This window comes from Gallicola sp. Sow4_E12 (assembly GCF_052116305.1).
GTDB lineage: Bacteria > Bacillota > Clostridia > Tissierellales > Peptoniphilaceae > JBQKLI01.
The window spans coordinates 141,363-155,254 of record NZ_JBQKLI010000001.1; the positions used below are offsets into that span (position 1 = coordinate 141,363).

The following is a 13,892-nucleotide window of genomic DNA, read 5'->3' on the forward strand; positions in this document are numbered from 1 at the left end:
GATGATAACAATTTTAGCAGCAATATTAGTATTTTCAATTGTAATTTTTGTCCATGAGTTCGGACACTTTATAGCAGCAAAAAAATCCGGCGTAAAAGTCAACGAGTTTTCAATCGGCATGGGTCCGGCATTATTTAAAAAACAGGGAGCAGAAACATTATACGCTATACGTGTCCTTCCTATCGGCGGTTACTGTGCAATGGAGGGTGAAGACGATGAATCAGATGATATAAGAAGTTTCGATAATGTTTCTGCAGCTAAGCGGTTTGTTATTATTATAGCCGGGGCATTAATGAATTTCTTGTTTGCTCTCTTGATTTGTATCTTTATTCAAACTTTCACGATCACAACTGTCAATATAGCTTCCGTTGCTGAAAACTCTCCCGCATCACGAAGCGGGTTTATGCCCGGAGATGTTATAACAGAAGTTGAAAATACAAAGATAACAAATACGAGTCAAATCCAAACGATGATTTTAGAGTCTGGCGGCAGAGAATTAAATTATAAAATCATAAGAGACGGAAATGAAGATACCATTACTGCAGCTGCAGAACCGGCAGAAGGCACGGAAGGAAGCCAGTTGTATCAAATCGGCATACAAATGCAGGGAGTACAGAATGCTTCTTTAAGCAATTTTTCCCTTATAAGAGGAATCGCAGGCGGTTTTTCTCAGTTTGGGGCAATGATGATTATGATGGGTCAGATTCTAGGGATGTTATTTACAGGACGTTTAGGAGTTTCTAATCTAGCGGGGCCTGTAGGTGTAGTATCTGAAATCGGCAGACAAGCAAATACAGGATTGATCTCTCTTCTGTTTTTCGTTTCTTATATAAATGTGAATTTAGGGGTATTAAATCTACTGCCTTTTCCAGCGTTAGATGGAGGAAGAGCAGTGCTGATTCTTATAGAAATGGCAACAGGAAAAAAACTACCAAAAAATAAAGAAGCGCTAATCAATGGGATAGGTTTATTATTATTGTTGGGATTAATTTTGTTCGTAAGTATTAACGACGTACGAAGAATATTTTAAGGGGACATAATGGAAAGAAGAAAAACGAAAAAAATTATGGTAGGTGATGTTTCTATTGGAGGAGGATCACCTATTACTATTCAATCTATGACGAATACAGATACAAAAAATATTGACGATACCGTCAGCCAAATACTAAGATTTGAAAGTTTAGGCTGCGATCTAACCAGAAGTGCTATTAACGATATGGAGGATGCAAAAGCTATAAGGGAAATCAAAGAAAAGACAAATATACCTTTCATAGCAGATATACAATTTCATTATAAACTTGCTATAGCAGCGGTGGAAAACGGGGCAGACTGTCTGCGTATTAATCCGGGAAATATCGGTTTGAAAGAAAAGGTTAAAGAACTTGTAAACTGCTGCAATCATTATGGAGTTCCTATGAGAGTTGGAGTCAACAGCGGATCTATTCATCAGAATATGCTGGATAAATACGGAGGGGTAAATGTTGATTCAATTTGCTACAGCGCCTTAGAAGAAATCGAGTATTTAGAGTCTTTGAATTTTTATAATATGAAAATATCTTTAAAGTCTTCTGATGTAAACATGAGTATAGGGGCTTATAAAAGATTTTCAGAGCTATCCGATTATCCGCTTCATCTTGGTATAACAGAAGCAGGTCCGCCATTTAAAGGAACCATCAAATCAGCTGTTGGAATCGGCAGTTTGCTAAGCCAAGGCATAGGCGATACTTTAAGAGTTTCATTAACCAGCAATCCAGAAGAAGAAATCAAGGTAGGAAAAGAGATTTTAAAAGCATTAGATCTAAGGCAGGAAGGCATCGATATTATTTCTTGCCCGACATGTGCGCGAACGAAGATTGATTTAATACGTCTAGTAGAGCAGGCAGATGAAATTCTAGATAAGATGGACAAGAATATTAAAGTAGCGATTATGGGCTGTCCTGTAAATGGACCTGGAGAAGCAAAAGAAGCAGACATCGGAATAGCAGCAGGAAAGGGAACGGGTATCCTTTTTAAGAAAGGTGTTGTTCTTAGAAAAGTTCCGGAAGAAGAATTATTGTCTGCTTTAATTGAAGAGATTGAACAATTGTAGGTGATTTGTTGAATAATTTAAATGATATACTTTCAAAATCAAATAAGGATATATTTCTTGAGGAAGAATATGAGTTTGAACGTATCCTATTTAATAAAAGATCAAAACGATTAGAACTCTATTTCAAAAATGATATTTCTGCTATAGAGGAACAAATTAAGACAGAATTAAGTGCATTGATCCCTGAAATTGCAATTGTTTTATATAGTAAAAAATCAACAGTTAAACAATGTACAAATGAATTTATTCAAAACTTGCTAAACCAATATAATGAATCCTGTGTTGCCTGTATAGATATCCAAAATATCATGATCGACAAGAATTCAATTACGATTCATTTTCCTTATCAAATGGCAAAGGAAACATTTGAAAACAAAGGATTGCATTCAAGATTAAAAGAAGATCTTTTAAAGGAATGCGGCGTAGAATTTAAATTGAACCTTTTATATGAACAAAAACTAAGCAACGATGACTTTTTGGAAAAAAACGAGAAAGAAGAACTAAATACGGTTCGAACTGTTGCAGCGGCAGTCAATCGAAGTATAAAAAAACCTAAAAAAAAGGAATCATCACTTTCCTATGGCAGAAAAATCAAAGGAGAGCCTCAAGATATCCAAAGTTTAACTTCAGATTCTTACGAAGCGGTAATTAAAGGAAAAATTTATAATGTGGAAAGCAGAGAGACAAAATCCAAAAAAATTATCGTTATTTTCGACATCAATGACCAATCAGGAGCTACAATCTGCAAATTATTTTTGAAACCAGAAAAATATGAAGAAATAAAAGAATTATTTACAGAAGGCAATTCCTTAAAAGTAATGGGTAATATGCAATACGATAGTTTCAGCAACTATAATTGTATTATGGTTCGATCCATAGAATCTGCAAGCATAGCAGACCGCAGAGATTTATCGCCTGATAAACGTATAGAACTTCATGCTTACACTCAGTTTAGTGCTTCAAATGGTTTTATTTCTCCAAAAGCTTTGATAAAAGAATTAGAAAATTGGGGTCATGAAGCTGTAGGAATTACGGACCAAGGAGTTGTACAGGCTTTTCCAGATATAGCTGATGCCGTTAATGGTAAAAATATTCGGGCCCTTTACGGAATGGAAATGAAACTTTTAGAAGATTATATACGAATCTTCACAAAAAAAGAAGAGGAAAATTCTTTTAATACATTTGTAGTTTTCGATATCGAGACAACAGGACTTTCCAGCAGAAACGATCGGATTACAGAAATCGGTGCTGTTAAAATAATCGACGGAAAAATTACAGAGGTCTATAATCAGCTTGTCAATCCTGAAAAAAATATTCCACCGAAAATTGTTGAACTGACAGGGATTACAAATGCGATGGTTGAAAACGAGCCTGTAATCGACAAAGTACTGCCAGAGTTTCTAGACTTTGTAGGAGATTCTATTCTTGTAGCTCATAATGCTGATTTTGATACAGCTTTTATTTTCGAAAACTGCAGAAGACTTTCTATCTCTTGGAGCAGATCTTTTATCGATACTTTAGCTTTGGCAAGAGCTCTATATCCGGAATTAAGAAATCACAAACTAAACACATTAACAAAACACTTAGAAGTAAAACTTGAAAATCACCATAGAGCGTCAGACGATGCAAAAGCTACAGCGAATATATTTCTAAAAATGATCGACTTTCTTTCTGAGAAAAACATCAAATTAGATGAAAATATAAATCAGCTGGATACAGAATGGCCAAAATCTAAAAATGAAAGCCATAACGCTTTATGCTATGCAAAAAACTATACAGGTTTAAAAAATTTATACAAGATGGTATCTGAATCATCATTACATTATTTTTTCAAAACTGGAGGAGTTCCCAAGTCTATCTTAGAGAAATACAGAGAAGGACTAATAATTGGAAGCGGAAACAGCAATGGCGAACTTTACAAAGCAATACTAAATAAAGAAACTGAGGAAACAGTTAAAAAAATAGCATCCTTTTACGACTTTTTAGAAATTCAGCCGATTAATCAAAATTTAAGCTTATTAAAACGTGGCAAGGCATCTGACAGAAATGAGCTTATTGAAATTAATAAAAAAATAACCGGGATCGGTGAGGAGTTGAATATTCCAGTAGCAGCAACAGGTGATGTTCATTATTTAAATTCAGAAGATTTCGTGTTTAGAAATATTATCCTAGAAGGTCAAGGCAATCGTAATTTAGAAGAAGAAGGCTATTACTATCTTCGAACTACAGAAGAAATGCTGAAGGAATTCGATTATCTGGGAAGTGATAAAGCTCGGGAAGTTGTAATTGATAATACACACAATATAGCAGAGCAAATTGAAGATCTAAAGCCGATACCGGATGGAACATTTCCTCCAGTAATTGAAGGTTCGGATGAAGAACTTAAAAATCTTACTTATACGAAAGCATACAATATTTACGGAAACCCATTGCCGGAACTGGTAGAAAAACGTATTGATAGAGAACTGACATCAATTATTTCAAACGGCTATGCGGTTTTATATATTATCGCTCAAAAACTTGTTAAGCGATCAAATGAAGACGGCTACCTTGTCGGATCCCGTGGTTCCGTTGGTTCTTCCTTAGTTGCTTTTTTAGCGGATATTACGGAAGTAAATTCTCTGCCACCTCACTATATTTGTTCGGAATGCAATCACTCTGAATTTATTCTAGACGGTTCTTATGGATCCGGTGTGGATTTGCCAGATAAAATCTGTCCAAAATGCGGAACTTTAATGAAAAGAGATGGCTTTGATATCCCCTTCGAAGTTTTCTTAGGCTTTGAAGGGGACAAAGAACCAGATATCGACCTCAACTTTGCAGGGGAATATCAGTCTACAGCCCATGAATACACAGAAGAAATGTTCGGTAAAGGCAAGGTATTTAGAGCAGGCACAATTACGACTATTGCAGAAAATACTGCTTTTGGATACATCAAAAAATATTTTGAAAAGAGAGAAGTCAATCTCCATCCTGCAGCCGTCAGACGTTATCAAAGGGGGATAGTCGGTGTTAAACGTTCTACCGGACAGCATCCTGGCGGAGTTATGGTTGTGCCACGAGATAAAGATATTACTGATTTTTGTCCGATTCAGCATCCTGCAGATGATATAAATTCCGATATTATTACAACACATTTCAACTATCAGTCAATCAGCGGCAGGATTCTGAAACTAGATCTTTTAGGCCATGATGTTCCTACGATAATTAAGATGCTGAGCGATCTGACAGGAGTAGATGCTATCAATATTCCAATGGACGATCAAGAAACAATGGAAGTTTTTAGATCTGTGGAAAGCTTGAACATGAAATATGATGCAAGCGAAATGGAAGTAGGAACGTTAGGTATTCCTGAGTTCGGTACAGGTTTTGTTCGACAAATGCTCAAGGACACAAGACCGACCACTTTTTCTGAATTAGTCCGTATTTCCGGCTTGTCTCATGGTACAGATGTGTGGCTTAATAATGCCCAAGATCTTATTAGAGAGGGGAAAGCTGTACTGAAAGAAACAATATGTACAAGGGATGATATTATGCTTTTCTTGATTTTAAAGGGATTAGACAATAAAAAAGCCTTTAAAATCATGGAAACTGTTCGAAAGGGAAGACCCCTCGACCCAGAGACGATTCAATATATGGAAGAGTACGACTTGCCGTCTTGGTATATCGATTCTTGTAAAAAGATACAATATCTATTTCCAAAAGCCCATGCAGTAGCCTACAATCTTATGAGTTATCGTATAGCTTATTTTAAAGTGCATTATCCAGAAGCTTTTTACGCGACTTATTTTACGATTAAGATTGCAGATTATCCTGGAAATCTTGTGGCTAAAGGAATAGAAGCCATAAAAGATGAAATGGAACGAATAAAATCTTTAGGAAATGATGTTTCTCCTAAGGAAAAATCGGTATATAATTTATTAGAAGTAATAGAAGAAATGTATGCAAGAGGGATAGAATCGAAGCCTGTGAGTTTTAAACACTCAGACAAGCTGCGCTTCACTGTACCGGAAAAAGGGTTTATTCAGCCCCCTTTTAGAGCGTTAGAAGGGGTTTCTGATTCTCATTCCATCTCAATATACAAAGAGGCTCAAAACGATGAATTTATTTCGATTCAAGAGCTTGTCAAGAGAACCAAGATCAATAAAGTAGCAATAGAAGCTTTAAGAGAACATGGTACATTGGACGGACTGCCAGAAACAAACCAAATGAGTTTTTTATAAACTAAGGAGAATTTATGTCGGAGAAACTTGTTTATACTATAAATGACGAAAATATGATTCACCAAATATTTGGTGATTTAGATAAAAACAAAAGAATAATAGAAAACAGCTTTAATGTTGTGATGAAAATTAATTCAGAAGGAATAGAAATTATCGGCGAAAAAGAAAAAGCTGAGAAAACTTATGAATTGATCGAGCAATTAGTTCGGATTATAAAAAAACAGCCTCTTACGGATCAACAGCTGAATTACACAATTGATTCGGTTTTGATTGGAAAAGGGGAGGAATTGGAGAAATTATTGGAAGAGCCGATCAGTTATACTGCATCAGGTAAGATCTTACGGGCAAAAACATTAGGACAATATAAATATATCAACGCGATTAAAAAAAATGATATCGTATTTGGAATTGGTCCAGCAGGTACAGGTAAAACTTATCTGGCCATGGCAATGGCGATTAAGGCTTTTAAAAACAATGAAGTCCGCCGTATTATTCTTACAAGACCTGCAGTAGAGGCAGGAGAGAGCTTAGGTTTTCTACCGGGTGATCTCCAAGAAAAAATAGATCCTTATTTAAGACCTCTTTATGACGCATTGTTTGATATTCTTGGATTTGAAAATTATCAAAGACTAGTAGAAAAGGGTTTGATTGAAGTAGCCCCCTTAGCCTATATGAGAGGAAGAACATTAGACGACTCCTATATTATATTAGATGAGGCGCAAAACACTACGTCACAGCAGATGAAGATGTTTTTAACACGAATCGGATATGGATCCAAAGCTGTTATTACCGGTGATATTACTCAAGTAGATTTGCCTAGGGGAAAAAAATCTGGATTAGTCAGCGCATCTAATATTCTTAAAGATATAAAGGGAATAGAATTTATGACCTTCAAAAAAGAAGATGTTGTTCGCCATCCCTTAGTTCAAAGAATAATTGAAGCTTATGAAAAGGACGATAAATAATGAATATCATGTTTGAAGACAGGCAGGACATAAAAATCGAAGACAGTATCCTCTCAATAATGATTGACTCTATCCAGAAAACCTTGGAGGAAGAACGTCTATCTTTAGATAAAGAGGTCTCTGTTTCTTTTGTAAATAATGATGAAATACAAGCTTTAAACAGAGAATATAGAGATATTGATCGAGAAACAGATGTTTTATCCTTTCCTGTAGATTTTGAATTTGCTATAGATGGAGAAGATAAGCCCCTTGGAGACGTAATAATCTCTGTTGAAAAAGCAAAAGAGCAAGCAGAAGAGTTTGGTCACAGTCTTTTAAGAGAAATGGTTTATTTAACCATCCATTCGATGCTTCATCTGCTAGGCTATGATCATTTAGAGGAATCGGATAAAAAGATCATGAGAGAAAAAGAAAAGGCAATCGTACGAGCAGTGGGTATATATAAGAACAGCTGATTAATTAAAGAAAGCAGAGGTGAAATTATGGAATATCTAAAAGAGGACATCCTTAAAAAGGCAATCGAGGCGAAAGAGCATGCATATGCACCTTATTCAAAATTTCATGTAGGAGCCGCGGTTTTAACAGAAGATGGAAATATTTATACAGGATCAAATATTGAAAATTCCAGTTATCCGGCTACCATCTGTGCAGAACGGGTTGCAATAAGTACCGCAGTACATTCCGGTTCTAAGAAAATAAAAATGCTGGCGATTGCAGGAGATTCAGATTATACACATCCATGTGGAATCTGCAGACAAGTCCTTGTAGAATTTTCGGATAAAGAAACTTTGGTTATTGTTGGAAAAGATACTCATAATTTTAAAGTCTATAGTGTAAATGAACTGCTGCCTTATGCTTTTACAAAAGAAGATATTGGAGAAGAAGATGTTTAAATCAGGATTTGTCACAGTTGTCGGTCGTTCTAACGTTGGGAAATCGACTTTATTAAATCATATAATGGAACAAAAATTATCTATAGTCACAAATAAAGCTCAGACTACGAGAAGTAGAATTCAGCTGATCTTTACAAATGAAGAAATGCAGGTTATATTTATCGATACTCCAGGGATACAAAAACCTAAAAATAAATTAGGGGAATATATGCTGGATATTTCTGAATCTGCTTTAAAAGATGTAGATATTATTACCTATGTTGTCGATATAAGCGATACAATAGGGGAAAACGAAAACTATATATTGGAAAAATTACAGTCTCTAGACCAGAAGATTATACTTGTGATCAATAAAATGGATCTTGTCTCTGAAAATAAGCTGGAAGAAATTGTTGAAATGTACAAGAAATATAACATATTTGAAAGTATCATTCCGATTTCTGCATTAAACGGCAGAAATATTCACTTGTATCTAGAAGCTCTGTATCGTAATTTAGAGGAAGGGCCTATGTTTTATCCGGAAGATGCGATTACAGATCAAACAGAGCGGACCATTGTGTCAGAATTAATTCGAGAAAAGGCGCTTCTTTTTCTTAAAGATGAAATTCCTCATGGTATAACTGTTACAATTGAATCTATGAAAGAAAGAAATAATCGTAAACTAATGGATATTGATGCAACTATAGTTGTCGAAAAAAAATCACATAAAGGAATGGTTATCGGCAAAGGCGGAAAAATGATTCAAAAAATCGGTTCAACTGCTCGTGTTGATATCGAGAAGTTTTTAGACGAAAAAGTAAATCTTCAACTATGGGTTAAGATAGACGAAAATTGGCGAGCTAACGAACAGAAATTAAAGAGACTTGGTTTTCATAAATGATAGAGTTGAAAAACATTCATGGAATCGTTGTTAATTCTATGAAATATAAAGAAAATAACCTGATTCTAAAGCTATATACCAGAGAATTAGGCATGGTTTCTTTATTGGTTCGAAACAAAAAAAATTTTCTGCCGTTATCCTATGAGGTCTTTGCAGAAAGCTGTTTTACTTTAGAAAGAGGTAAAAATTTTTATTATTGTACAGATTATGAGTTAATTAATTCTCACTATGAAATTAGACATAATATAAAAGTTTATAGCTTCATTAATTTATTTGTAAATATCATTGAACTATCAATTATGGAAAATATGGTTGACTATAAATCCTATGATCTTTTTATTAAGACTTTGGATTTTATAAAAATTTCAGAAGATGATTTCTTAAATATTGTTAATGGTTTTTTAATTAAATATATAAGTTTTCAGGGGTTTAAACCTCTGTTGAATCTAGAGCTGCTAAATAGTTGTTCGGATTTTATCTTTTCATTGGAAGAGGGAATATTTATCGGTTTAGAGGACAGTAAAGTAAAACATAATGAGATAGTATTCAGAAAATATGAACTAGAATATCTCTATGCTTTACTGTATAATAGACTAGAAATTCTAGGAAAATTTGATATAGACATATATTCAAAAGAAAAGATATTTAATTCTTTGATTGAGTATATCAAATATATTTATGATATACCGCAATTGCATTCTATGAACTTTATAGAAAGGATGTGTCTATCTGAAAAATGGAGAAAACAACATGGTAAATGATTTATTATTAGAAATGGGTATTGAAAACTTCCCTACGGAATTAACGGGTCTAGTTAAAAGAGTTTTAGATGAAGAGTTTTCAAAATGTCTTTACTCTAACCATATTCATTTCGATAAAATAACAGTAGAATCAACGAAAAAACGAATTGTTTTAATCGTTCAAAATCTGCAAGATACAGATACTGAAATAGAGAGTTTAGTTTCTTTTTTTAAAGAAACTATTCCTAAGATTATATCGAATGTTACAATTCCAATCTATAATGAAGTCGATTCAAGAAAATGTCATTTCATCCACTATATAACTTGGATACAATGTGTTTTTCATGATAAGTTAATCCATTTTGATCAAACGGATGATATATATGAATATAAGTCTGATCGAAAAGAGTACTTTCAGATAGATTCTATACAAGATTATAGAGAGACATTAGAGAATAATTCTATTTTGCTAGAACTGGAAAAGAGAAAGAATCAGCTTTCTATCAAAGCGAATAAATTAGTACGCGAACATGGAGACAATTTATACCGACCAAAAAAATTAATCAATTTATACAGCAATATATATGATTATCCGAAACCACAACTTGGAAGATTTGATGCACGTTATTTAGCCTTGCAGGATGAAATTATTCATACGATTTTAAGAAATGAATTCCAAGTAATCTCTGTTATTGATGACAATAACGCCTGTTCTGATTACTTTGTAGCTATAGCAGAATATGAAAACAATGTTAATATAGATCAGTATACAAATAAAATAAATACTCGACTGGAAGAAGTAAGAACTCTATTATTAGAAGATTTAGATAGACCCTTAGAAACATATGTCGATGAATTGGAAAATATAGAATATTTAAATTTTGGAAATTATAAAGATAAAACAAAAAGACTAGAAACCTACTCAAAAATAATTGCTGAAGAACTTGGTGTAGGAAAAGAGACAATAGCAAATACTGAACGGTTGGCACTGCTGTCAAAAGCAGATTTAGGAACGAAGGTTGTACGAGAGATTCCCATTCTAAGGGGAACTATAGGTATGATCTATGCAGCAGAACAAGGGGAGAGGGAGATTATCGCTAAAGGCATATGCGAGCATTATCAGCCGTCTTTTTCTGATGAAGAACTTCCTGCTACCACATCTGCAAAAATAGTCGCATTCGTTGATAAATTAGATGAAATAATAACACTATATGTTATGAGAGAACAGACTCAAGAATTAGACCCGTTGTTGGTACGGGCAAATGCATTGGGAATTATTGATATTGTCCTCGGTTCAAAATGGACATTGAATATTGAAAAGACAATTTTGGACGGATTGTTTACATTATTAAAACATTCTGATGTGCCAATAAATCATAAAAAATTAATGCAGCCGTTGATTAATATTATCAAAATTAATTTCAAAGATAATCTGATTCGCAAAGGACATAAATTTTATATCATTGATGGTATTATGGAAGATGCAGACTTTGATCTCTATGATATTTATAATCGAGTAAAAGCTATGACTGCTATTACTGAAAGTTCAGACAATGATTTTTTACGATTTATTATTCTTTTAAATGATTACGAAAAGGAATATTTAAATACAGACAAAGATTATGAATTTACTGCAGAAATTATAGAATGGCAAGAATTGTATGAAAAAAAACAATATAATGATTTTTTCCAATCCGTTGAAGAATTCAGGAAAAAAAACGAAACGACTATTAAAATGATATTGTCAAAAGAAATTGATCATAATGAAAGTTATGATAATATTATAATACCGCTAAACCGGATGATACGTTCGATCTATGATATAGATGCAGTATTTATCCCAGATTAGGAGGGCTTTTTTGAAAGAAAAACAGATTATACTGATTTCCGATTCTACGGGAGAGACAGCAGAACATATTATGAAGGCAATACTTGTACATTTTGACATTCAAGAGACAAATATCATTCGAAGCAATAAAGTCAATAGTACAGAAAAAATAGATGAATTGTTCACAAATACAGGTGAAGAGGTCTTGGTTTTTTCAACTTTAATTGAAGAAGAGCTGATCAATCATCTTAAAGAAAAAGTAGAAGAAAATCATTACAAACTTGTAGATCTCTTAGCAGATCCTCTTCAGATAACTGCGGACTTTTTAAAGCAGGAACCTAAAAGGGAAATTGGGTTGAGAAGACAGCTTTCAGAAGATTATTTTCATAAAATCGAATGTGTTGAATTTACTGTTAAATATGATGATGGCAAGGATCCTAGGGGAATACCAAAAGCTGATATAGTTATTATAGGTGTATCCCGGACTTCAAAAACACCTGTTTCGCTAAATCTTGCTTTTAAGAACTTTAAAGTATGTAATATCCCTTTAATCCCAGAAATAGAAGCACCAGAAGAACTTTTTAAAATCGATCCTAAAAAAATCGTAGGTTTGATTATTAATCCCGACAAATTAAATGCGATTAGAATTGAAAAGTTAAAGATGATGGGTTTATCAGGTGATGTAGAATATGCGAATGACAATCGCATTCATGAAGAACTTGATTATGCTATTGATATAATGAATAAAATAGGATGCGATATTATAGATGTTTCTGATTTTACAATCGAAGAAACCGCTAAAGAAATTCTAGTGCAGCTTGATTTATTGAATAAATAGTTCAAAAGCACCTTTATACAGGTGCTTTTTTGGTGGAAGATTAGTGTTCTACAAATATATGATAAAATAGACAGAGTTGGTTAAAATATAAATGGAGTGAATATGGAAACGATAAATAATAAAAAATATACGATAGCAACTTTTGGCTGTCAGATGAATGAACATGATTCTGAAAGAATAGCTGCTATTTTAGAAAATATGGGATATACCAAAACAGATAATTATGATAATAGCGATTTTATTATCTTCAATACTTGTTTAGTACGTGAAAATGCAGAATTAAAGGTCTACGGACAAATCGGAGCATTAAAGAAATGGAAAAGAGAACATCCGGATGCTTTATTGGCAATATGCGGGTGCATGATGCAGACTGGTGAGGCGAGGGATGTAATTTTGAAGAAACATCCTCAAGTAGATATTATTTTCGGTACATCAAATATAAATTCTCTCCCAGAGCTGATGGATACACATAAAAGAACAGGGAAAACTGCAATGGATATTAGCAGAACGGATTCTATAGACGATCAGTTCGACATGATCCGATCCCATCCAAGTATCGGTTATGTAAATATTATGACAGGGTGCAATAATTTCTGCAGTTATTGTATTGTACCTTATGCTAGAGGCAGAGAAGAAAGCAGATCCCCTGAAAGTATTATTAAAGAAGTGCAATTTATGGCTAAAGAAGGCTATAAGGAAATAACTCTTTTAGGTCAAAATGTAAATAGTTACGGCAAAGATAAAGACTCTACTGTCAGCTTTCCTGAGTTATTAGAAGAGATAAATAAAATTGAAGGTATTGAACGAATTCGATTCTTAACAAGCCACCCTAAAGATTTATCTGATGAACTAATAGAAAAAATGGCAACATTGGATAAAGTGTGTGAAAACCTCCATCTACCATTTCAATCTGGAAGCAATGCAGTGCTAAAAGCAATGAACCGAAAATATACTAGAGAAGACTACTTGAAACTCATTAAGAAACTAAAAGACCGTATACCCGGTATTAGTTTATCTACAGATATTATAGTAGGTTTTCCAGGCGAAACAGAAGAAGATTTTCAAGACACTTTAGATTTAGTAAAAGAAGTAGAATATGAACAAGGATTTACCTTTTTATACAGCATACGTCCAGGTACGAGAGCTGCAGAAATGAAAAATCAAATTCCCGATGATGTTAAACAAGATCGATTTCAGCGATTATTAGATACAATGTATCCTATATTTTTCGAAAAAAATAAAGAATATTTGGATACTATTCAAGAAGTTATGGTAGAAGGTACCAGTAAAAATGATCCCTCTATTCTAGCAGGAAGAACACGAACTTTTAAATTGGTCCATTTTAAGGGAGATGAAGACTTGATTGGAAAATTAGTCAATGTCCATATTACTGAAAATAATTCATTTGCATTGAAAGGCGAAATGGTTAACTAAGG

General features: G+C 33.7%; 11 protein-coding genes. All 11 read left to right on the forward strand.

The genetic code is table 11. The annotated features are described in order from the left end of the window. Position 1: 1 nt before the first annotated feature. The 11 genes from ACTQ46_RS00675 to miaB all read left to right on the forward strand — a co-directional run bounded on the left by ACTQ46_RS00675 (position 2) and on the right by miaB (position 13,890). The gene (locus tag ACTQ46_RS00675; protein WP_441746640.1) at positions 2–1,030 is read left to right on the forward strand and encodes a M50 family metallopeptidase; all 1,029 of its coding nucleotides are present in this window, start codon (positions 2–4) and stop codon (positions 1,028–1,030) included. Positions 1,031–1,039: 9 nt separating this feature from the next. Next, positions 1,040–2,089, forward strand: a complete 1,050-nt coding sequence (ispG, locus tag ACTQ46_RS00680; protein ID WP_441746642.1) for a flavodoxin-dependent (E)-4-hydroxy-3-methylbut-2-enyl-diphosphate synthase — start codon at positions 1,040–1,042, stop codon at positions 2,087–2,089. A gap of 8 nt (positions 2,090–2,097) precedes the next feature. Further along, entirely contained in the window at positions 2,098–6,312 is a 4,215-nt protein-coding gene (locus ACTQ46_RS00685) for a PolC-type DNA polymerase III (RefSeq protein WP_441746643.1), read from the forward strand. A gap of 14 nt (positions 6,313–6,326) precedes the next feature. Continuing rightward, a complete protein-coding gene (locus tag ACTQ46_RS00690) occupies positions 6,327–7,277 on the forward strand; it encodes a PhoH family protein (protein ID WP_441746645.1) in 951 nt (316 codons plus the stop codon). After that, on the forward strand, positions 7,277–7,732 hold the full coding sequence (ybeY, locus tag ACTQ46_RS00695; RefSeq protein WP_441746647.1) for an rRNA maturation RNase YbeY: 456 nt from the start codon (positions 7,277–7,279) through the stop codon (positions 7,730–7,732). Before ACTQ46_RS00690 ends, ybeY begins: the two co-directional genes overlap by 1 nt. 27 nt (positions 7,733–7,759) lie before the next feature. After that, the gene (locus tag ACTQ46_RS00700) at positions 7,760–8,170 is read left to right on the forward strand and encodes a cytidine deaminase (protein WP_441746649.1); all 411 of its coding nucleotides are present in this window, start codon (positions 7,760–7,762) and stop codon (positions 8,168–8,170) included. Beyond that, positions 8,163–9,050 (forward strand): GTPase Era, encoded by an 888-nt coding sequence (era, locus tag ACTQ46_RS00705; protein WP_441746651.1) that lies wholly within the window; start codon positions 8,163–8,165, stop codon positions 9,048–9,050. Before ACTQ46_RS00700 ends, era begins: the two co-directional genes overlap by 8 nt. Next, a complete protein-coding gene (gene recO / locus ACTQ46_RS00710; RefSeq protein ID WP_441746653.1) occupies positions 9,047–9,811 on the forward strand; it encodes a DNA repair protein RecO in 765 nt (254 codons plus the stop codon). Before era ends, recO begins: the two co-directional genes overlap by 4 nt. After that, complete coding sequence (locus ACTQ46_RS00715; protein WP_441746654.1) at positions 9,801–11,639, forward strand: glycine--tRNA ligase subunit beta; 1,839 nt, start codon at positions 9,801–9,803, stop codon at positions 11,637–11,639. Before recO ends, ACTQ46_RS00715 begins: the two co-directional genes overlap by 11 nt. A gap of 10 nt (positions 11,640–11,649) precedes the next feature. Beyond that, on the forward strand, positions 11,650–12,456 hold the full coding sequence (locus ACTQ46_RS00720; protein WP_441746656.1) for a pyruvate, water dikinase regulatory protein: 807 nt from the start codon (positions 11,650–11,652) through the stop codon (positions 12,454–12,456). Positions 12,457–12,558: 102 nt separating this feature from the next. Next, positions 12,559–13,890, forward strand: coding sequence for a tRNA (N6-isopentenyl adenosine(37)-C2)-methylthiotransferase MiaB (gene miaB / locus ACTQ46_RS00725; protein ID WP_441746658.1), 1,332 nt, complete (start codon positions 12,559–12,561; stop codon positions 13,888–13,890). The last annotated feature ends 2 nt before the right edge of the window (positions 13,891–13,892 follow it).